Origin of the sequence: Aureispira anguillae, assembly GCF_026000115.1 — a bacterium.
In the GTDB taxonomy this organism is placed as follows: Bacteria; Bacteroidota; Bacteroidia; order Chitinophagales; family Saprospiraceae; genus Aureispira; species Aureispira anguillae.
Genome location: NZ_AP026867.1, coordinates 5,040,561 through 5,062,893, shown reverse-complemented (window position 1 = coordinate 5,062,893; position 22,333 = coordinate 5,040,561). Strand labels below are relative to the sequence as shown.

The 22,333-nt window shown below is 35.6% G+C and carries 17 protein-coding genes; 11 read left to right on the top strand and 6 right to left on the bottom strand.

Going from position 1 to position 22,333, the window contains the following annotated elements:
- Positions 1-9: 9 nt before the first annotated feature.
- Positions 10-792: a 3'(2'),5'-bisphosphate nucleotidase CysQ gene (gene cysQ, locus AsAng_RS19785; protein WP_264788830.1), complete on the top strand. Its 783-nt coding sequence runs from the start codon at positions 10-12 to the stop codon at positions 790-792.
- A gap of 70 nt (positions 793-862) precedes the next feature.
- Here the strand turns inward: cysQ and AsAng_RS19780 are convergent, their stop codons facing one another.
- Positions 863-1,459, bottom strand: coding sequence for a Crp/Fnr family transcriptional regulator (locus tag AsAng_RS19780; RefSeq protein ID WP_264788829.1), 597 nt, complete (start codon positions 1,457-1,459; stop codon positions 863-865).
- Between the two features lie 102 nt (positions 1,460-1,561).
- On the opposite strand from AsAng_RS19780, the gene AsAng_RS19775 reads away from it, so the two are divergent.
- Both AsAng_RS19775 and hmpA read left to right on the top strand, forming a co-directional pair.
- A complete protein-coding gene (locus AsAng_RS19775; protein ID WP_264788828.1) occupies positions 1,562-2,035 on the top strand; it encodes an HPP family protein in 474 nt (157 codons plus the stop codon).
- Positions 2,032-3,249 (top strand): NO-inducible flavohemoprotein, encoded by a 1,218-nt coding sequence (hmpA, locus tag AsAng_RS19770; protein WP_264788827.1) that lies wholly within the window; start codon positions 2,032-2,034, stop codon positions 3,247-3,249. Before AsAng_RS19775 ends, hmpA begins: the two co-directional genes overlap by 4 nt.
- A 52-nt stretch (positions 3,250-3,301) precedes the next feature.
- On the opposite strand, the gene pfkA is transcribed toward hmpA, so the two are convergent.
- The gene (gene pfkA, locus AsAng_RS19765; RefSeq protein ID WP_264788826.1) at positions 3,302-4,276 is read right to left on the bottom strand and encodes a 6-phosphofructokinase; all 975 of its coding nucleotides are present in this window, start codon (positions 4,274-4,276) and stop codon (positions 3,302-3,304) included.
- A gap of 458 nt (positions 4,277-4,734) precedes the next feature.
- On the opposite strand from pfkA, the gene AsAng_RS19760 reads away from it, so the two are divergent.
- The 4 genes from AsAng_RS19760 to AsAng_RS19745 all read left to right on the top strand — a co-directional run bounded on the left by AsAng_RS19760 (position 4,735) and on the right by AsAng_RS19745 (position 9,139).
- On the top strand, positions 4,735-4,947 hold the full coding sequence (locus AsAng_RS19760; protein ID WP_264788825.1) for a hypothetical protein: 213 nt from the start codon (positions 4,735-4,737) through the stop codon (positions 4,945-4,947).
- Between the two features lie 257 nt (positions 4,948-5,204).
- A complete protein-coding gene (locus AsAng_RS19755) occupies positions 5,205-6,539 on the top strand; it encodes a radical SAM/SPASM domain-containing protein (protein ID WP_264788824.1) in 1,335 nt (444 codons plus the stop codon).
- Positions 6,505-7,587: a hypothetical protein gene (locus AsAng_RS19750; RefSeq protein WP_264788823.1), complete on the top strand. Its 1,083-nt coding sequence runs from the start codon at positions 6,505-6,507 to the stop codon at positions 7,585-7,587. Before AsAng_RS19755 ends, AsAng_RS19750 begins: the two co-directional genes overlap by 35 nt.
- Before the next feature lie 7 nt (positions 7,588-7,594).
- Positions 7,595-9,139 carry a S53 family peptidase gene (locus AsAng_RS19745; RefSeq protein WP_264788822.1) on the top strand — a complete coding sequence of 515 codons (1,545 nt, stop codon included), beginning with the start codon at positions 7,595-7,597 and terminating at the stop codon, positions 9,137-9,139.
- A gap of 119 nt (positions 9,140-9,258) precedes the next feature.
- Here AsAng_RS19745 and AsAng_RS19740 read toward each other — a convergent pair whose 3' ends face one another.
- A complete protein-coding gene (locus AsAng_RS19740; RefSeq protein ID WP_264788821.1) occupies positions 9,259-10,848 on the bottom strand; it encodes a T9SS type A sorting domain-containing protein in 1,590 nt (529 codons plus the stop codon).
- Positions 10,849-11,368: 520 nt separating this feature from the next.
- Between AsAng_RS19740 and AsAng_RS19735 the strand changes: the two genes are divergently transcribed.
- Positions 11,369-11,617 carry a hypothetical protein gene (locus tag AsAng_RS19735; protein WP_264788820.1) on the top strand — a complete coding sequence of 83 codons (249 nt, stop codon included), beginning with the start codon at positions 11,369-11,371 and terminating at the stop codon, positions 11,615-11,617.
- Between the two features lie 261 nt (positions 11,618-11,878).
- Here the strand turns inward: AsAng_RS19735 and AsAng_RS19730 are convergent, their stop codons facing one another.
- The 3 genes from AsAng_RS19730 to AsAng_RS19720 form a co-directional block, all read right to left on the bottom strand.
- Positions 11,879-12,394 (bottom strand): DUF1622 domain-containing protein, encoded by a 516-nt coding sequence (locus tag AsAng_RS19730; protein WP_264788819.1) that lies wholly within the window; start codon positions 12,392-12,394, stop codon positions 11,879-11,881.
- 150 nt (positions 12,395-12,544) lie between these two features.
- Entirely contained in the window at positions 12,545-13,999 is a 1,455-nt protein-coding gene (locus AsAng_RS19725) for a C1 family peptidase (protein ID WP_264788818.1), read from the bottom strand.
- Positions 14,000-14,010: 11 nt separating this feature from the next.
- Entirely contained in the window at positions 14,011-16,248 is a 2,238-nt protein-coding gene (locus AsAng_RS19720; RefSeq protein ID WP_264788817.1) for a DUF7477 domain-containing protein, read from the bottom strand.
- Between the two features lie 694 nt (positions 16,249-16,942).
- Between AsAng_RS19720 and AsAng_RS19715 the strand changes: the two genes are divergently transcribed.
- The 3 genes from AsAng_RS19715 to AsAng_RS19705 all read left to right on the top strand — a co-directional run bounded on the left by AsAng_RS19715 (position 16,943) and on the right by AsAng_RS19705 (position 22,069).
- Positions 16,943-17,587, top strand: a complete 645-nt coding sequence (locus AsAng_RS19715; RefSeq protein WP_264788816.1) for an O-methyltransferase — start codon at positions 16,943-16,945, stop codon at positions 17,585-17,587.
- An 883-nt stretch (positions 17,588-18,470) separates the two neighbouring features.
- Positions 18,471-19,868 (top strand): glucosaminidase domain-containing protein, encoded by a 1,398-nt coding sequence (locus AsAng_RS19710; protein ID WP_264788815.1) that lies wholly within the window; start codon positions 18,471-18,473, stop codon positions 19,866-19,868.
- A 512-nt stretch (positions 19,869-20,380) separates the two neighbouring features.
- Positions 20,381-22,069 carry a glucosaminidase domain-containing protein gene (locus AsAng_RS19705; protein WP_264788814.1) on the top strand — a complete coding sequence of 563 codons (1,689 nt, stop codon included), beginning with the start codon at positions 20,381-20,383 and terminating at the stop codon, positions 22,067-22,069.
- Positions 22,070-22,333: the final 264 nt, after the last annotated feature.

The window sequence follows — 22,333 nt, the reverse complement described above, 5'->3', positions numbered from 1 at the left end:
CAACTAAAGATGACATACAAAGATTTAATTCCTGAGCTTTGTCAAATTGCGACAGATGCAGGTTTGGCTATATTGGATATTTATAAAAATTGTGAAGGCATTGAAATTATTAAAAAGGCAGATGATTCTCCTTTAACCGCAGCAGACCAAGCTTCTAATGCCGTTATTTGTGCTGGTTTAGAACAATTGCCAATCCAATATCCTATTATATCAGAAGAAAATAAAGCCGTTCCTTTTGAGGTGCGTAAAAATTATGACTATTATTGGTTGGTGGACCCATTAGATGGAACAAAAGAATTTATTAAGCGAAATGGAGAATTTACGGTTAATATAGCGTTGGTTCATGCTGGTAAGGTCGTATTAGGAGTGGTTTACGCTCCTGTTTTAGATGAGTTGTATTGGGCTGCTGATGGCGATGGAGCTTTCCTAAAGACCAATGGGGAGACAAAAGCAATTCATGCGCCTAAATTTACCATGAAAGACAAAGGAATCAATGTTGTTTGCTCTCGCTCTCATTTAAACGAAGAAACCAAAGCGTTTATTGAACAATTGGATGCTCCCAATTTGGTTTCGAAAGGAAGCTCTTTAAAATTTTTGCAATTGGCAACAGGGCAAGCTCATTTGTATCCTAGGGTAGCTCCAACCATGGAATGGGATACTGCTGCCGCACAAATTGTTCTGGAAGAAGCAGGAGGGAAGGTCTTGCAATACAATACAACAGATGCTGTGATTTACAACAAAGAAAATATGTTGAATCCCTACTTTGTGGCCTATGCTAATTTGGTAGAGTAGTTGATAAATCAGAGAACTTGAAGATGAGGTTTGTGTCATCTTCAAGTTCCTAGATGAAAGGGAGCTTCTGCTAATAATAAACTTTGCTATCAATAATTTTTAAACGTTTATTGGCTTCCATTTCTTTTATTTTTCTAATCGTGGTTTCCGTTGTTAACCCTGTCAAACCTGCAATATTCTTTCTCGTTAAGTCAATTTTGCAAGAAAAGGGTGCTGACTTATTGTGTACATTGGTTTTGATATAATCAAATAAAGATAAAATAGCCTCTTCTGCGGAGTTGGAGGTTATCCCATTTGCCATCACAGCCTTGAAGTATAATCGTTTAGAAAGCTTTTTAGTAAGGTTGATGTGCACCTCCTGATTTTCTAAAAGCAGCCGTTCAAAATCTTCTTTTGGGATCTTAATAATAGAAGTTTTACGCAAGGTAATCGCATTGGCAGGGTAAGTCAAATTGGCTAATAGAGGCGGTTCTCCAAAGCTTTTATCTTTGCCAAAAATACCCTGTATAAATTCATTTCCTTTTTCATTATAATAACTCATCTTGATCCCGCCAGATATAATTTGGAAATAATATCTAGGCAAAGCCCCCTTTTCAAAGACATACTCCTCTTTATTATAATCAATAATCTTAAAATTATAATGTTTTAAAATCTCTTGGTTTATCATTTTTTGATATGATTTAAGTCATAAAAAAAGACTTTTTTATCCGCTATATTTGCCCCTATATTCATTGTCTTTTAAAAAAAGGGTAATGAATGGATGGATAACATGAAAAAAATAATAAAGAATCTTCTTCCTTTTATAACAACAATAAGCTGTTTTGGTTGTATTTATTGGTTTCATGCAATTTTCTTTAATACGCTGAAAGAAGAGTGCTTAATCGCTGCTTTTGGGGCATCAGCAGTTTTGGCATTTTCTAATTTTGGGGTATCCTCTCAATATGCGCCTAAAAACATGTTTTTAGGCGCTATGCTGGGGGCTAGTATAGGGGTATATATGAATACAGTCCATTTAGATAGAACAGTTGCCATTTTATTTGCTATTAGTTCGTGTGTTCTTTTAATGGATCTGACAAAGTTAAAATATCCCCCTGGAGGAGCGATGGCACTGATTCCAATTGTATCCAACAACAAAGAAATCCAAGACTTAGGATATTTCTTTATTTTATGTCCAGTTTTAACGGGAATAGGTATTATTTTTTTCTTTTCAAAACTACAAAAAACTATAAATAATAGATTATGATTACTGCAAAAACGATAGAAATTGTAAAATCAACGGCTCCAGTTTTGGCGGCGCATGGGGAGCAAATTACCACTGTATTTTATAAGCGTATGTTTAAAAATCATCCTGAACTAAAGGATATTTTTAATATGACTCACCAAAAGCAAGGGACACAACCTAAAGTATTGGCTAATGCAGTCTATCAATATGCTCAACACATTGACCGACTAGAAGTATTGGGCGCAGCAGTAGAGTCTATTGCCCAAAAGCACGTAAGTTTAGCAATTACCCCCGAAATGTACCCTATTGTTGGAGAGAATTTACTGGCTGCAATTGGAGAAGTGTTAGGAGAAGCTGCTACGCCAGAAATTGTAGAAGCATGGACAGAGGCCTATCAGGCATTGGCCGATATCCTAATCAATAGAGAAGAAGAATTGTATGTGGATGGAGAAGAAAGCACGGGAGGTTTCCGTGGTAAGAAGGAGTTTGAGGTGATCAAAAAAGTTCAAGAAAGCTCGGTTATTACATCGTTTTATTTAAAACGCAAAGATGGGACAGCCATTCCTGAATTTAAATCAGGACAATATGTTTCTATTATGCTTGATATTCCCAATACCGATCATAAACATTCTCGAAATTATAGTTTGTCCGATTGTAACTGCAAAGATTATCTAAGAATTAGTGTTAAGCGAGAAGCAGCAACACCAGAAGGCATTGTTTCTAACTATTTGCATAAAAATATAGGAGAAGGGGATAGTTTGTGGATTGGAATGCCCGCAGGAGAGTTTATTTTAGAAGAAGGAGAACAGCCTGTTGTATTATTGGCAGGTGGTGTTGGCATTACTCCTTTGATGAGCATGTACAAGCATCTTGTTAATAAAACGGACCGAACTGTTAGTTTTGTTCAATGTGCTTTGAATAGCGAAATGCATGCTTTTAAAAATGAAATTAAGGAACATAGCAACAATAATGTTACTGCAATTACAGTTTATGACCAACCTTTGGAAGCTGATGCATTAGGAGAAAGCCATGATTTTGAAGGCTATTTGACGCTTGATATTTTAAAAACAATCCCAAATTTAAAAGATAGTGCTTTTTATTTCTGTGGCCCTAAACCATTTATGGCTGCTACGCTCAACCTTTTGAAACAATTGGAGATTGAAGATGACAATATTCATTATGAATTCTTTGGACCAGCAGAAGAATTGATGCTAATGGAAGAAGCAGCAGTTTAAGAACATATAACTCTGGCAACTATTTCAATAGTTGCCAGAGAATCTTATCTTTTTAATACGCTAATATTTTGGCTAAGACCTCTAGTTCAGCACTCATTTTTTGATTGTGCTTAATGGCCTTTTCAAAGGGCGTTTCACTAATGGATCGGTGGGTTTGTCCTAACATAATCCCTTTTTTTCCTTCTTTTAAGGCCGTTACAGCTGCAACGCCAACTCGGCTAGCCAAAACTCTATCCATGCAACTAGGAGAACCGCCTCGCTGCATATGCCCCAAAATGGTCACTCGAATATCAAAAATATTGGTTTTTGCTTTTACTTTTTTTGCAATATCCATCGCACCACCTTCATCATCTCCTTCTGCCACAACGACAATATTAGACATTTTTTTCTTAGCGGCATTGTCCAACAATAGATTCACTAACTCATCAATATTAGTTTTACTTTCTGGAATAAGAATTGCCTTTGCTCCAGCAGCGATCCCTGCCCTAGTAGCAATAAAGCCAACATCTCGTCCCATTACTTCTACAAAAAATAATCGATCGTGCGAATCAGCAGTATCTTTTATTTTATCAATAGCTTCCATGGCTGTATTGATCGCAGTGTCATAGCCAATCGTAAAATCTGTACCAAATAAATCGTTGTCAATTGTCCCTGGGGTACCGACGATAGCAATGTCTGGATATTCCTGCATAAAAACATGGGCTCCTGTAAATGTCCCATCGCCACCAATGGCTACAATTCCTTCAATTCCATGCTTTTTGAGGTTGGTATAAGCTTTTTTGCGTCCTGCTGCTGTTCTAAATTCATCACTGCGAGCAGAACCTAAAATTGTTCCCCCTTTGTGCAGTATATAGCTGACCGATTTAGCATTCATAGGAACAAAATCATCATTGATCATGCCTTTGTAGCCTCGACGAATGCCTACTACTTCTATGTTATAATGACAGGCAGCTCGAACAACCGCTCGGATGCAGGCATTCATGCCTGGAGAATCGCCACCAGAAGTGAATACGGCTATTTTTTTCATTTTGATTTAGGTTAAATGTAGATGTATATAAATGTTATGTTACTAGGTACTCTACCCGACGGTTTTTAACATTTAACAGAATGGGCTTTTTCTAGCCCTATTTTAGATATTAGATTCCAATTACAACTTAATTGGGATCTAAGAGCAAAGCGATCTAAAAATAGATAAAAGCTGCCCCAATTTTAATTTTTACAAAAATCATCGGATAGAGAAGTCACTAGGACAACTAATATACCCAATTTGTTGAAGGGATCGTATTATAACTTCAAAAAGATCCTCATAAATACTTGTTATATGCTATTGTCTATTGCTTTGTTTAAAGGGGTTTTAGTTGTATTAGTTTGTTTGTTAGGTTTTTATATGTTTTAAAAAATGAGTATAATTAATAAATGTAAATTATAAATTGCTATATTGTAGGTGATAAGGTTATTTTTTTGAATTTTTAAAATAAAAAAATCATGGATTCGAAGCTATTAACAGCAGTAAAGAAAATTTACGGTGATCGAGAATTAACGAAAGAGTTTTTGGCCAACCCTTCACAAACAATCAAAGATTTAGGACTAGACCCAGATCACTACCATTACAAAGCATTAGAAGGTAGGGGTGTTGGAGCTGATGTAAGCGGATGTGTAAGTATTGGATGCGTTGTATGTGGAAGTGTTGGGAGCTAGATTTCCCGACAGACCCTAAATTAAGGGGTGTTCTTTTTCTAAAAAAATACCTAAAGAGAACGCCCCTTAATTATAGCATTACAACTAGTGTTGTATACTCTTTGATGAATTTGTATAGAAAATAAAAAAAACATTACTCCGTGAGAACCCACACCAATCTAGCTTGCTAACTCAGGAATATCAAATAATAACGAGCAGTTGACATTATTCTAAGCAAAGTATTTTACTAGTCTTCGGAGTATAAAAAATAGAAACGTATGGATAATATTCAAATAGAAGAACATGATGGATTATTTCTAGCTTATAAGCCCTCTATAGGTGCTTTAAGTGTTCTTAATTCTCTTGAATTGATGGGGTTTAAGTTATTTACAGAAACCGAAAATTCCAAAGAAAAAATGATTGATTTGCTTTGCCAACTTGGGGCAACGCCTAATTATGCAGAGGAAAGAACCAATGAATTATATAAGCGACTTGTGGTAGAAGGTTGGATGCGAAAATCGATTCCCAAGCGAGCGCCAGAAGTTATCCAATCGGTTTACTTCACCTTAACTCGAGAATGTGATTTAGCCTGCCAGTATTGTTACCAAGGTCTTAGAAATCGAAAGAAAAAAGAGATGCCCTTGGAGGATGCCAAGGCTACTTTGGATAAAATAAAAAAATTAAATCCAAACTGTCATATTATTATCACAGGAGGAGAACCCTTTATGCATCCAAATGCTTTTGAAATCTTAGATTATTGCGAAAGCTTAGGATTGAGTTTTGGAATTTTATGCAATGGAACCTATCTAGATGAGCCAACCGTTGATAAACTTTGTACTTATAAATATTTAAAAAGAACCCAAATTAGTATTGATGGTTTTACAGAAGCAGTACATTCTATAACAAGAAGTAAACGGAATTATGATTTGGTAATGAAAGCAATAGACCTTGTTTCAGAAAAAGGTTTGCCTTTCTTGTTAGCTCCAACTATTCATGAAATGAATAAGGATGAAATCTATGACATTGCGGCATTAGCGGTCAGCAAGGGAGGTTGGTATTCGCCCAATAATTTGAGAACATTCCCACATGATGAAAACACCTTTTTGAGTCTGTCCAATGATTCTTTGTTGGCGGTAACGAAGGAGGTTGGGCAAAAAATGCAAGCAAATTTCTCAAGAGAAGTTTTGTTAAAAGCTAAGATGAGTGTCGAAACGCCCAATGTTTGCAGTGTAGACAGTCCAAATTCAACCTATATTTGTGGGACAGGTTCTACACTATTGGATATAGATTGGAATGGAGAAGTGTACCCTTGTCATTTACTCAAAGATAGAAACTTGATCCTTGGTAATATCTTTACGCAGGAGTTTAGTGATATTTATAGAACGGTTGAAGAAAAGAAGATTAGGGTTACTTCTAATGACATTGAAAAATGCTCAGGCTGCAAATTTACTTCTACTTGTGGTGGTGGCTGTAGAGCAGGGGCTTTCTATGCCTATGATTCCTTGGCAAGAGAAGATGATTTATGTGATGTAAATTATGTTTCTAACTTGTCTAGTACATTGAGATCGCATCCAAATTTTGAAAAACTTAATATTACAGCACTTGACGTATAATTACTTCTATTCAAAATGGATCGAGCCAACACTAAATAATTTTTCGAGTTTGTCCTTGAAAGAGATAAGGTTGGTCTTAAATAAATTGAGAGGAGAGGGAAGAAAAGAACTGTTTTCTATCTTAAAAAACAATCTTAAAACAATTGAATCCAAAGATATTAATAAGGAAGAAATGAGGTTTGGTTTCTTTCTTCAAATATTAGATGATTTAGAACGAAATTTGGAGAAACCTTTTGATTTAGAACGCATTCGACCAGAAGAACTGAGTTTTCCGCTTCTTAATTTACAAATTGAGAAAAACAAAAAAGCCAGTTGTACTACCCAATTGTTTTTTTCTCCATCTGCTCGATACTTTACTCATGGACCAGATATTGTTGCTTATGCGGCATTATTGGCAGAACAAATTCTAGAGCCGAACGAAACGATTGTGGAGTTGGGCAAGGTCAGTTGGTCTCGGTTGACAATTAATAATTTGTCTTTAAACGTTTGGGAATTAGCACTTAAGGATTCACTCAAAACAAATAAAGGAGTTTATGCTTCTTCTGGCTTTTTTAGAACATCAAAGGGGAGAACGCTTTGTTTTACAGGAGAAGAAATAGATGGAAATCCAATTGTATTGAGTGCAAAATTAAATAAAATAGCCTATGATCTATTGGTGCCCATTCAAAGAACGCAGGACGAAGAAACGGTTTGTTATAAACTGAATAGCTTAACCTTAGCTACAAAAGCTAAGCATGAATCTTTGCAAACAATGTTGGTAACCTTAGATCTTATAGGGACACTTGTAGGCTGGGTTGAGTCTCCATTGGCAAAGCGGTTTTTGTGTACCCAAATGAAAAATGTTGTCTTTCCTAGGAGGATTGCTGATTTGAACGGAGCTTCAATATATTTTACTTCTAAGTTTACACAAAAGCGAAAATCTAAGAAAGCAAATCTATTCACAGTGCCTTTTGAAGTTAGGATAGATGGACAAGAGCAGTTTAGTTGTCAAGGAATTTATGCTTGTTCTAATGAGTCCGTGCCTGAAATTCTTGCTTCCTTAATTTAATCCTATTATGCAAAATTTCATTACAAAATTAGTCCAGTTTTTTATCAACTTTTTTAGTTCTCATTATGAATTTCAGTTAGGCGAAAGCCATCATCATGAATTATTTAAAAAGGGGGAACCTTTGGCTTCTCATACAAAAATAGAGGTGCTAATAGTACTAACAAAAGCTGCTTCAAATGTTGAGACGATTGTGCTAGTAGAGGAGTTTTCTAAAAAATACCAACTAAAAGTAACCGAAAAAGCATTGGGCAAAAAACTAGTACGATTAACAGGGACTACTGAAAATATCGAAAAAGCTTTTCGGATAAAACTTCATAATTATCATGGAGAAGGACAACAGTTCTATTCTCATGGTGCTGCTTATTGTCTGCCCAAAACGTTAAAGGGCAAAGTAATGGCTGTATTAGGCTTAGATAATTTACCAATTCATTTAAAAACAACAGGGGTGTTGCCCGATATTACAGAAGAGAAAGCAGCCAATAACTTTACAGCAACGGAATTAACCCAATTATACAAATTTCCAGAAAAATTAGATGGAAAAGGAAATACGATTGCGGTTATAGAACTGGGAGGCGGTTTTGCTCAAAGCGATATCGATGCTTATTTTAAGGCCGTCAATATACCTACTCCTGAAATAAAAACAGTATTGGTTGGCGCTGCTAAAAATGATCCTTCAGATGAGCAATTTTCTCAAGAAGTATTGCTGGATATTCAGGTTGTTGGGTCGGCAGCACCAGGCGCTCAATTAGTGGTTTATTTTGCCGAAAATTCTAAGAAGGGATATGTTGATGCAGTCCTTGCTGCCGTTAATGACGATAGCAACCTTCCAACTATTTTATCCATGAGTTGGGGATCTCCTGAAAGTCAATGGCCGCAAGCTATTGTAATAGCAATGGAAGATGCTTTAACGAATGCAAAAGGTAAAGCTATTACGGTCATAGCTTCTTCTGGGGATAAAGGTTCTACGGATGGATTGATGGGGAGTTTGAGTGTAAATTATCCTGCCTCCAGTCCTTTTGTATTAGGATGTGGGGGAACAACAATAACAACAAAAGGCAGTGCAATTATCGAAGAAGTGGTCTGGAATACTTTTGAAGATATGTACTTTATTGATACAACGGGAGGGGGAATTAGCACGCTATTCCCTGTACCAGCTTGGCAAAAAAAGGCAAATGCAATAACCTTGGGCAACTTCTCCCCAGCTAAAACAGGAAGAGGAGTGCCTGATGTTAGTTTGCATGCTCAAAATTATATGTTCTATCAAGATGGCGAAAAGAAATTTCAATCAGGGACTAGCGCTGTTGTGCCAATGTGGGCAGGATTGATTGCTCGTTTTAATCAGGGAACAAATAGTAAATTAGGCTTTGTTAATGAACAACTATATGGAATATGGTTGAATAAAGAAACAAGCAAAGGGTTTAATGATGTGCTTAGTGGGCAAAATGGAGATAACTTTTATAAAGCAGCTAAAGGTTGGGACCCTTGTACAGGTTTGGGAAGTCCTATTTCGGAGCTGTTGTTATCTGAATTAAAGAAAAATAACGAAGTATAAAATGTATGCAATAGTTGATCGATCTCAAATTTTTAGCATAAAAAACCAACATCAAAGCAATTTGATGCCGATTTTTTATGCTAGGAAATCATTCGTTTTGTTCTCTTAATCAACTAATTTTAATGTCGAACAATCTTATGTGTGACGGTTTTGCCATTGATATGAAGTTGACTGATGTATATGCCAGCAGGAACCTTAGTACCTGTATCATTGCGCCCGTCCCATGCTGTAAAATATTCTCCTTTGGTGCGATCAGCATTTAGTAATTGTTTGACCAGTTTTCCCTGTAGATTATAAATGCCCAATTCGACCTTGGCATCGTATTGAGTATAATACTGAATGGTTGTGAGATCATTGGAAGGATTGGGGTAAGAAGTTAAGAATACTCCTTGCTGATTGGTCGCAATGGGGGCTGTGCTAGTGTAATTTTGGAGCTGCAAAAGGCTATCAATATTGATGAGTTCATCACCAGTCTGATAGGGCATGTATTGGAAATAAACCAAAAACATTTCGTCTGTGGTGTTGAGTCCAAAACTGATGTTTTGGGGAGGATTGTTAGGGTTATAAGGGTTGTTGGTGGTGTTATCATAAACGGCTTTACCATATAATTTATAACCAGCAGGCATTTTTTGTAAATACTTGAAGACATAAAAACCTTGCCAATCAAAATCCCATTTTGGAATATGAATTAAGGGAATTTTGTCATAAGGAGGAAAGTGATTAACAGCATAAACAATAAAGTTTTTGCCTAGTAAATGAGCATGAGGAAAGATGCTAAAAAAAGAATAATTGGTAGACACTGGGAGGGTAGCACTCGGAAACCAAGCGTCTACGCTATCAATAGTATTAGAATTGATGGTAAATGAATAATCTGAAAGTACGGGATTGGCAGAAACTTGGCGTACTCCACTGGTTCCTTGAGGATAGAAGTGAAAATTAATTCGAGTGCTATCCATTTTTCCTTGGCTTCCTTCAGGGTAATGCATGGCAAAAATAATTCTGGAATTGGCGGGTAAATTAATTCCCATTTTTAGTCCTGTAGAATTTGGAAACTGTGAAGGAGAACTGCCAGGCGTGTAACCCGCTATTAGCGGCAGGTTGGTTGGTCCTCCACAACTATGGCTTAAGGTATCCGTTCCATAGGTATTATTGGCATCAATATAAGCGAGAAGGTGATGAACAATAGATGGATCTCCAGGAATAACTTCAATTGCTTGAATGGTTTCTGCCGTTACCAAATTTGTTGGGACAGAGAAACAAACATAGTCATCATTGCCAAAAGTTGCTTTGCTAATGTAGTCAGGAATTCTAATGCTCAAATCAGGAGTGCCCAATTGCCAGTTGTTAGGATTGTATACTGGTGGGGGAGGGGTATTAGCTGGGTTGCCTTGCGGAGCACCTGCATTTACCCAATTATTGATGGTGGTAATTTCAGCCGTTGTTAAACTTCTAGCATGTGCAAATTGTGAATAGGTATCATCGGGAGACCAAGGAGGCATATTACCACTATTGACCTCTGTTTGTATCCAAGAAGCTTTACTAGAAACATCGGTGTAATTCATTAATGAGAAGGGAGCAATTCCTCCGTTGTGATGACAAGAAGTGCAGTTATCAAATATAATTTGTGCAACATCATCAGCATAGGTTTGCGTCTGTGCTTGCCCTATAAATAAGCAAAGAAGACTTAGGGAGAGGTAAATTTTTTTCATAAGAAACGATTTTCTAGTGTGAGGATAAATTCTTTCAAACCTTCAATTTACAATATATTCTATGGAATATCAAGGATGAAAAGTAAAAAAGGCTAAATATTTGACGACTTAGCAGTATTATTGTATAATGTAAGCGATAGATGTTAAGAACACGTTATTGGGGATAGAAATGACAACTCTAACCAATAATGAACGTAGTATAATTACGCTTTTTTTTCTTTTTTTATTATCTTAGTATAGTAGTGTGCTTCTCTACTCAATGATTTTTGTAAAAATTAAAATTGGGGCAGCTTTTATCTATTTTTAGATCGTTTTGCTCTTAGAAATTAGATATTAGATCCCAATTACAACTTAATTGGGATCTAATATCTAAGCGTGAAACGATCTAACGTCTAAAATAGGGCTAGAAAAAGCCCATTCTGTTAAATGTTAGAAACCGTCGGGTAGAGGGGAAGTGTGCAAAAATCAACCAACTATTAAGTTTGACTACTAGAATATTAATTCGTTTAATCTATCCATTATGAAATTTTTTAGCCTTTGTTTGTTGCTCGTAGCTCTGTTTTCTTTTGCATCGTGCAATCAAGGACCCTCTTGTCCTGCTTATAATAGTGTACATAACAGCAAAGATTATGGCTATAATCCTAACAATGCTGCACGTGCTAAAAACAATAATAAAGCGGATATAGAGGCGAAAAAGAAGGCTGCTTTAAGCCCTAAAGCTGCTAAAAGAGGGAAAACATCTTTATTCCCCAAGGGAATGGTAAAATAGGAGTTGTTTTTATATAGAGATGGAGTCCTGCCTTGTGTTTTAATAATAAACCTTTCCTTATCAAGCCTTTGTTGGGCTTTGCTCGATGAGTAATAAACGTAGCAAAGGGATTCTTTATACCCATACAAGATTATTCATAAGTGTTTCCCTCCTTTAAGGAAAAGGAGGGGCGAGATCTTTTTCTGGCACAGAAAAATAAGAGCGCAATTCGCTCAGGGGGAAATCTTTGTTTAAAATTTGCCCTGCACTCAGAAAACTAGGTTATTGCAAATCTGTTTTCTCTTGTTGAAGTGCTGCTTCGTGTCGTCGTTTATCTTCTTGTTCAGCATGGCGCAACTCCATTAATTCACGCCCCAAGAAATAACCAATAGAAGTACGAAGTACAACAATAATTCCTAGATTAATCAAATCATTAAACTCAGGTTTTATCACCGAATGAAGGATGTCGGAAATAATTAAAAAATCCAAGGAAAGAATGATATACCAACCTAAGGTACTCCGTAGTGCTAAAATATCGTCGTAAATATCACCTCCTCGAAGATTATCTAATTCCCATTTGAGAAAGACAAGAATTCCTTTGACAAAACCTACAATCAAAATGGCAATTCCAACCAAGTCAACAATGAATTCTACCCATTCTAACAATTCAAAAATTAAACTATCGTGATGCCCTTCAACTTGATGTACCGCAGGGTCAACATGTTGACCTACTAAAAGGAGAGGGAAGAAACAGATTAAAAAAAGAAGAACTAAAAAGATTGGATGAGAACGTCTCATGGTGATGCTGATACTGGTGGTTATAAAAATTAATAATAAGTAACTAAGTAGAATTGATTATGCGTTAAATTTACAATCATTAATTCTGCTTAGTTACTTAGGTTCGCAAAGTTATAAAAAAAACGAAGTAGACCTATAAAAATATCAGGTTTAATCAATATGTTCCATTTGAAGAAAAAGCACAGCAATAGATTTTCCCTTAGCTTCAGCAGTGAAGCTCATTTTCCCATCTTTTATACCATAATTAATGTTATCGTTAGACATGAGTTGGCTGCCCAATGCTCTTTGCACTTTTTCTTGAAAACTATATCGGCTACTTTCTTGACTGACCGTGCGTTTGATCTCCTCTAAATTCAGTGGGTTTTTAGAATAGATGACGCAAAGATAATCTGTTCCAATATTGCCATCCATCCGTACATGATGATCTTGGCTAGGGATAGGAACGCTATTTTCGCTATAATTTAATACTGGGCTAACTCCCTTTTTATGTGGAAATACTTGATAAATTTTATTGCTATTATCAGAACCAATGGCATAAACATAAGCTGGTTGGTAGGTGTTGAGATAAATTCTAAAACGAGTACCAGAACGATAAGCTTTGTTCATTTGGTAAGCCTTAGACGAATTTAAACTGGCGGTCATTTCTTGTCCTGTATCTTCTACTAGTTTTAGAGCGCCCGCCAATTTAGTCGTTTCATTTTTTGAAGCAATAGCAGGCATTTTAAATAACTCAATTGCTTGGTAAATAAACTCTGCTGCATCTTCATACCTTACCCAAATATAACCTTTGTCGGCCCAAGCATTTCCCCAGCTATTTTGAATGCGAAACGCTCCGCCATCCTGTTCGTCATCATACCCTACAATGCACATGGCATGCCGACCGTGTTGATGCCCTTGATCGCCAACGGCAAGGTCGGTACTTTTGGGAAACCATGTAGGACCTTTGCTATAGCAAAATGAATTAGGGACATACATAGCAATGATAACGGGATTGCCTTCATCAATGCTTTTTTTTACCAATTGAACCCTCTGTTTTTCTGTGGAGGGATTGTTGGTGTTCCATAGTGTTGCATAACCTTTGATTTTATAGGCTTCTGCTTTTTTATAAATCTGTTTAGGAATAGCTGTTTGTGGACAATCTTCATTGTAATCTTTTAATTGTGCGATACCAAACTCCTGTAGGCTTTTTAAACAATCAGAAACATAAGCACCATTACAGTTGGTTTTGGGAGAAGTCACCCGATAAATGAAACCTGGCGAAAAAGCATTGTCATTAATCGTAGATTGTTTCGTCCATCCTTGACGTTGAGCTTCTACAATCGTTCGAGCACAAAATCCAGCAGCCCAAGCTGTACAGGTGCCATATTGCCCTTGACTTTTAGGGCTAGGAGCGTACTTAACCAAAGATGCCCGTGTGTCCACCGCCCTGTAATTGGCTGTAGTAAGGCGAGCTTTGACAGGTAAGTTGTCGTATTCCAAATCGGGTTCACTGGGAATCCCCATACCAAATTTAAAATGATCAGGTTGTGCCCACGTAGTGGTGCTAATTAAGCAAGTTATTGCCACTAAAACAATGAGAGACAAGCTATTTTTATATTGATCCATGTGCTGAGGATTTATCGTTTTCTAAAAATAAAATTCCCCCCTTCATCACCCGTTTGAGGCATCACCCCAAATTGAGGAATGTGGTTATTGGGGCTATTATAAATAACAGCAGGTTTTACCTTGGAATAAAGTGTTTCTGCCGAAAGACAACTCGTATTGTTTTCATTTAATTTCTTAATTAGATATTTAAAGAATACACTATTGTCAGGAACGACTGTATTGGCTCCGCTTGTCATGGCTCGGCGACTAGGAATTTTTTCCATTTCGGCACAGGCAAATTCTGTAACATCTCGATAGCCTCCCGTAAAAATAGAACCACTAAAACAAGCATCTGCAATCACTAGGGTGTGTTGTGTCTGAATACTATTGACATAGTCTCTTAATTCAGAATTAGAAAACCATTTGAGGCGGTTGTCTTTTTTGGCATCCGAAGGCAACCAATATCCAATTTCATTTTTGACCATACCATGTCCAGAGTAAAAAATTAATAATTGATCCTGTTGGGTTAGGCGTTCTTGTAGGTAGATGAGTTTTTCTAAGATTTGTTCCTTGGTTGGGTTTTTAAGCAAATGAATGTCTGATTGTTCAAAGGTGTAATTATTCACCAAAGTTGTTTTTAGCAATTCACAATCGTCAATTGGCTTTTCTAAATCATTGATAGAAAAATCGTCATAATTTTCTACTCCTATTAAGAGGGCATGATAATGCCCACTACCACTTGATTTGTATTCTATGACTCGTTTTTCAGAACGAACAGTTGCATAAGCAGTTTCGACAACAATTTCGAGTTCATTTTTGCCATTTTTGAGTTGTATTGACTCATTGATGCTTTCGGTACAATCACTATCTACCCCAAAACCTCTAGAAGAAAAAGTCTGTCCATTTACATAGAGCTTGAGACTTTTTATAGTGGCAGAAGAATGAATGCAAGCCTTTATTTTATAAGCAGCACTAGTGCTAGAAACAAAACTATTGTAAGGATAATCCCAAGTAATCGTTGGTTTCTCTTTCTCATTTTGTTTCTTTTTGAGGCTTTCCTTTTCGGAACGATATTTAGCAGCATTGCTAGGATCTAAATCAATAGCCTTGTCATAATCGGCAATAGCATCGGATAGATTACCTAGGCAAATTCTAGCTTTAGCACGATCCGCATATTGATAGCCCTCTTTCTTAGAAGCCGTGTTAATTGTTGTATTAAAATCACTAATTGCCTCTCTACAACGCCCCAAGCAAGTGTAAATAGCGCCACGAGTATGATAGTTATATTCAGAAGCAGCTAACTGTATCGATTTATCAGCATCCGCTAACGCTCCGTGGCACTGACCACTAAGGTATTTGGCCCAAGCCCGATTATTGTAAGCAATAGAATGGGAGGGATCTATTTTTAGTGCCTCAGTATAATAATAAATGGCTAGATCTTGTGAGCCTTTGTTTGCTGCTGCAATCCCTGCATCAAAATACTCATCAAAGGATTTTTTTAAATCTCGTTCATAATTGTACAAGATAGCTCTGATCCTTTTGTTGTTGTCCCATTGATACTGTATGAAATCGGTGGGAAATTCAGAAGAGACAATGTATCGCTCGCCCTTGGTTTTAGTATATTGAGACATCACGACAACCCAAAGCCCTTCTCCATAAGCTAAAGAAGTAATATGTTTGCCTTCTTTGTATTTCTCGTTGACCCAATCGGTTGGGAATTCACTGCCCCAATTGTAAACTTGATAATGATAATCTGCACCTTTTGCTAGGATCGCAACCCACTCGCCATTGCCAAATGAAATATCAATAATATCTTTTCCATCATTCCATTTTCCAAGAATATAGGCCTTAATCTCTTTAAAACTACCTCTTTTTCCCCAACTTTCACTGGTTAACCCCGCTCCTTTGGACATGACGACCACCCATACGTCTGCACCATAGGTTACTTTGGTTATATCAAAACCCTCTTTCCATTTTTTTTCAACCCATTCGCCAGGAAACTTTTTATCTTTAAAATAAGCTTGCTGACTATAACTAGTACTCCCTGTTACGATATACCACTCCCCATTACCATAAGTAAGGTCTGTAATGAATTGCCCTTTGTCCCATTGAGATTTTATAAAATCACTTGGAAAGTTAGTACTGTTGTCATACGTTTGACTATGTGAGCCTTCCATCATTACAGCACACCAGGTATTATTTTGAGCAGATAAAGCCGTCAACCCCCAAAGGGAAAGGAATTGAAGCATCAAAAAAAAGTTCATTTTCATAATGGAGAGAAGTTTTGGAGGTTTTTATAAAAAAATACAAGCGGGGTTTGGAGGTGAACTTGCTTTTTTGAATTGATGTAATAATTGTTAACAATGTATTAAATAAAACTAGAATTATGCCAAGCCTAATGATAAAGCGCAAAAAAAGTTTGGGGTAATTTCTGTGGGAATGGCAAAAAGGTCTGCTGGGATCATTTTCTAGGGCAATTGTATTGTAAATAACCAAAAACTTAGAGCAAAAATAATATAGCTTAGGTTTTTTATTAAGCATTTACAGGATTACTTCATGCCATTGGCTCCTTTTCTTTTGTTAAAGAATAAGAAATTGCACAACAATGTTTTTAATAAACTTTTATTAAGGAAGATTTATTGTAATTTTGTGCCTTAAAAAAAAGCAATTAACTAAACTACTATCTCTATTTAACCTAAGAGATAAACCAAAAAAAATATTGTTTTTTGACAGTTCAAAGAATTTCCATAGGACAATTGTGTGTTATATTTTATATAATGACTTTTGTTAAACTATATAAGTTTTTAGTCTTATTCTTTGTTGTTGATAACAAGTAATATACGATTTTAAGCTTGCATCCAATGACTAAATGATAACAATAGTTCCTGTGTGGAGATTTTATGCAGCTTCCTTTGTGAACCTGTGGATTGTAAAAGAACCAAAAATAATCAACGAACGACATCAATGAAACTTACACCAAATAAAATAGAGGAATATGCCAAACAGCACACTAAAGTGTATGATTCAAGCGTATTAGATAGATTAGAAAGAAAAACGCATCTAGAGGTTATGCGGCCACAGATGTTGTCGGGATATTTGCAAGGGCAGTTTTTGGCTTTTTTTAGCAAAATGAAACAACCTAAAGCTATTTTAGAAATAGGAACCTATACTGGGTATTCGGCTATTTGTTTAGCGCAAGGTTTGCAACAAAATGGTGTCTTACATACCATTGACATTAATAAAGAATTAGAAGCGATTGCAACGGAATATATTCATCAAGCAGGGGTAGATGACCGTATTATACAGCATCAAGGCAATGCATTAGAAATAATTCCTACAATAGATAAACAGTGGGATTTAATATTTTTGGATGCAGACAAAATAAACTATTCCCAATATTATGATATGGTTTTGCCAAAACTTAAGATAGGGGGAGTTATTATTGCCGATAATGTTTTGTGGCATGGAAAAGTGGTAGAAGGTAGTCGTGAAAAGCGTGCAAGTGCTTTAGCCGTTTTTAACAAAAAGGTAACAGAAGATGATCGAGTAGACAATGTTTTACTTCCGCTTCGAGATGGTCTCATGTTAATTGAGAAAAAATCAGATTAATAGAGTACTATTTTTTGTGCTCTTAAAATAAGGAGTAATCATAGGTATAGCTCTTTTAGAGAAATGAAGATTAACTTTTTGTATACGTGTAAAAAAAATATTTTTTGTTTTTTTCATAAAAAAAATTATCTTTATGGTTTAAATCTATGATTTAAAAATATTTTGTGTTTTAGAAAAAGAAATAAGCATGAAATTTACTCATTTGGTTGATTGTATTGTGTTTACCTACTTCTTCCAATTATTTTAATTAAAACTTGTATAATATCAATATTCTATTCTGAATAGTTTTATCTCCATTTTTAGTGTCATTTTTTCTTTAAAGGGATAGTTTGGTATTATTTTGCCTACCTCAATAGGTAAAGGAGTTAAAGTAATTGAGAAAGGATCTGATGATATAGATATTATAATAGAAGAAAATATAATTACCTTTCTTAAGAGTGTTTGCGCTCTATTCCTATAAAAATTGCCTTTTTGCATGGAGATTAGAGACAATACAAAACTTAACACTTTTTAGACTTATTTATGATCATTATTGAGGAATTATTGTTCAATTTAAAATTTGCCTATAGGCTTTTATACACTGGTATCCGATGACAAAAAGTAACCCTAAAATAAAGACTTTAATTTTTTAGTTATATTCCCTAAAAAAGAAAGTTTCCTTTTTTGGGAAATTTCCTTTTTTGCTAATAAATTGTTTTTTAGTTATTTATGTTATTGGTATGTGTTTGGCTTTTTATGAATTTAATAAAATGAAATTTGTAAAAGAGGAATTATGGCAGATGAAAAAGTTATTAGATTGATAGAAAAATATAAGGGTGTATTTTTCTCAGTTACAGAAAACTTCCTTAGTTTTGTAAGCGAACTTAGCAAAATATTATTCAGAATGAAATTAAGACCACTTTTTTTATTAGCAATACCTATATTGCTATCTAACAGTGTTGTTGCAGGTCCCCCTACCCCAACAACAAAGCTGTTAGACATGGATTACGCCCCCCTCGCAGAAAAATATATAAAGGATTATCACGACTTGGCTGTTTCAGAAATGGAACGTACTGCTATTCCCGCCAGTATCACTTTAGCGCAAGGTATGTTGGAGTCTGGTTATGGGACTAGTGAACTAGCCCAGAACGCAAACAACCATTTTGGCATAAAATGCCATAAAGGCTGGACTGGAGAGACATATACTCATAGAAGTAAAGAAAATACAAATGGCTCTGTTATCGCTCGAAAATCTTGTTTCCGTTCTTATGCCACCGTTGAAGAATCTTATGCTGATCATTCAGACTTTTTAGCATCACGTTCTAATTACTCCGATTTATTTTTGGCCAACACTACCAATTATGAAATTTGGGCAAAGGGCTTGGTGAAAGGTGGCTATGCTACCGATCCTGCTTATGCTAGAAAACTAGTAGCAACAATCGAAACTTATGATCTTAATAAGTACGATAAGTATACCAATACTATTTTAGCATTTAATAATTCTACTGAAGAACTGGAGTATAAAGAAGATTTAGAATCGTTAAAAAGTAGAATTAAAACTTTGGAGTCTATTTTGACTCAAACTGAGTTATACAAACAAGAATTAAAAGACTGCCTAGCAGCTAAACAGCAAGAAGTTACAACACTAAAATCTGAACAAGATAAACTAAAGGAGCAATTGAATGAAAAGATTTCAATCCTAGATAATAACTTAGCTGTACAATACGATATGATTGCTAATTTGCAAAGTAGATTAGAACGTGTTGAAAATATACAGCAGGATATGATCAAGTCAGATCCGTTAAGCAGTTACTTTAATCCTGATGGAACTCCTAAAGATCAAGTTGATATCTTCCCTGTACGTCAAATGGATAATGAAGGTGTTTTTTATCAAAGCGGTCGAAAAGCAACTGTTGCAACAAAAGATAGAAACCTATTTGAAATTGCAACAGAGTACAATCTTTCTTTTAAGGATTTATTGAGATACAATGATTTGGAAGATGATTCGAATTTGCCAGAAGGCTATTATGTTTTTATAGAGCCTAAAGCAAATTATGTAAAAGGACAAACAGAGCCGCATCAAGTAGCTATTGGAGAAACGATTCATACTATTTCTCAGCGTTATGGCATCAAAGCTTCTAAGCTTTATCAACGAAATCACCTAAAGAAAGGAGAGGAACCAAAATCTGGTGAATTTATTTTCTTGAACAAGAATAATGATAAACAACCTGAGCTAAAAACCACAGTTTCTAAGTCTAACTTTGGTGCTAAGTTTGGCGGAGGTGGTACGGGAGGAAAGTAACACAAAAATCATTAGCCTATATACGAAGGAATAAGAAAAAGATGCAAAACTATGCTTTTGCATCTTTTTTTTATATTTTTATCTGAATTAGGGTATTGGCATTAGGCGAGGTATTGGTATTTTAAATAACTCACTTTGGCAATTTTTTATCCACAAAATATATTGGGTTGATTGTTAGATCTATATTGTTTTGTATCTATCATTTGTGAATATTTTCTTTTTATAATAAATAAAAAAGCCTCCTAAAAGGAACCAGTTCTACAGAGGAAGATGAAAGGGCATACATATTGTATCCATTAATTTATTTATTCTTTTGATAGAAAAACAAATTACAAGAGTAAAATACATTGTATTACAATTTTCAATTTATTTTAAACGTTAGTTATAAAATAACCCCAATAAACACAAGCCAATAGCCCCACAAAAATGTGCAAGGCTAAAAAATAGCAACCGCACAACCTGTTAATTAAAGTCATAACGTAAGTTATTATTCGATAAAACCTATCGATTCCATGCAAGTATACACACATTTTATTATAGCTTTAATAGCTGCTTTGCCCACTCTAACTCTTGCTCAGAAAGGAGATAAGGGAGACCTGACGGTCGATGAGTATATCAATACTTTCAAGAATATTGCTATCCAAGAAATGGAACGTAGTGGTATTCCTGCTAGTATTACTTTGGCTCAAGGAATTCACGAGTCTGCTTTTGGAAATAGCAATTTGGCAAAAAAGGCGAATAACCACTTTGGCATCAAATGCACCAAAGATTGGGAAGGCAAGTCAATGTACAAATGGGATGACGAGGCTCAAAAATCTTGCTTTAGAGTTTATACTTCAGCAGATGATTCTTATGTTGACCATACTGATTTTTTGCTTAATAGAAGGCACTATGCTTTTTTGTTTGAATACAAAAGGAGTGATTATAAAAGGTGGGCAAAAGGACTTAAAAAAGCAGGGTATGCTACTGATCCCAAATATCCTGATAAATTGATTCATACCATTGAAAAATATAAATTGGCGCAATATGATAAGGCAACGGGCTTGTTAACCTATGATACCACTAGGTTGAAAAATCCAAACACTTATGTTAAATCAGGAAAATATAGAGCTAAACCTCGTTCTTTTTTCTTCAAATCTTATAAACCTGGCTTCTTTAGAACCAATGGAGCTACTTATGCTATTTCTAGAAAAGGCGAATCTGCATTGGCTGTTGCCAAGCGTTTCGGAATTCCATATAAGCGATTTCTAAAATTTAATGATTTGGTAGATGGTGATAATTTAATGGATTATCAACCCGTCTATATCCAGCCCAAAAGAAATGCCTATAAAGGGGAAGAAACCTTTTATAAAGTAGAGAAAGACATAACAATGTATGAGATCGCTCAAGAATTTGGAATGAAGTTGTCCAACTTGCTAACTCAGAATTTGTTGGAGGTAGGGGAGGAGCCTATGAATGGAGAGTTAATTATGCTAAAAGAGATGGCCTTGTCTAAGCCTAAATTGCGTGCAAAATCTCATATTGATACATTACCTTCTCCATATGTTGATGATGAAACCGTAAAAAAAGTAAAAAAACAAGTTGTTCCTACTAGAGTTGTTATTCCTAAAGTGGAACGCCCTAAGCCACAAAGTGTAGAGGTAAATACGCCTACCTATGACAAGGCTATTTATTCAGATACCGCTCGTATTAATACCGCCAAATCTAAGGATAAAGCATTCTTGAATGTGGTTGTTAATAATACAACTACGACAACAACAGGAACCAATAAAACAACAAATACTGTTATTCGTAGACCGAGAAATACCCCCACTAATACAGGGCAAAATTCAAGCCCCAAGACCAATCCCAATGCTTTGTTTAATCCTTCAACCACTACACCTACCACTGATCCTAACCCAAAGACAACAACGGGAACAGTTGATAAGGTAGAACGTCCTGTGATAAAAAAGGAACCCATTTATCCTACGGATAGGATTGGAAGTACCAAAGATTATAATTCTACTGTAGTGGTCAAAAAGGAAGATAAAAAGGAGACTCCTAAGCAAGAGACTTTTATTTATCATGTGGTACAAAAGGGAGAAACTTTATATCGTATTCATAGACAATACGGAGTGTCAGTAGAGGTGATTCAAGTAATCAATAAACTGCAAGGCACTATATTGGATGTAGGAGCTCGATTAAAAATACCTGTTAAATAATACCTTACAAAGATCGTATCAGTTATTATTGGAATGAAATTAGATTTGTGATTGAATATAATAACTAAAAATAAGTAACGAAGTAGAATTGGTTGTGTCCTTAAATTCACCAATATTTTTGGTAATGAATAAGGGGCAAAGCATACTGCATAAGCTTATGTTTGTAGCAGATGAGCGTAGCAACGCTATTAGGCGCAAAAAGAGAGGCTTAATACAATCATTAGTCGTACTTAGTTACTTAAGCATGGTTTTATCAGTATGATC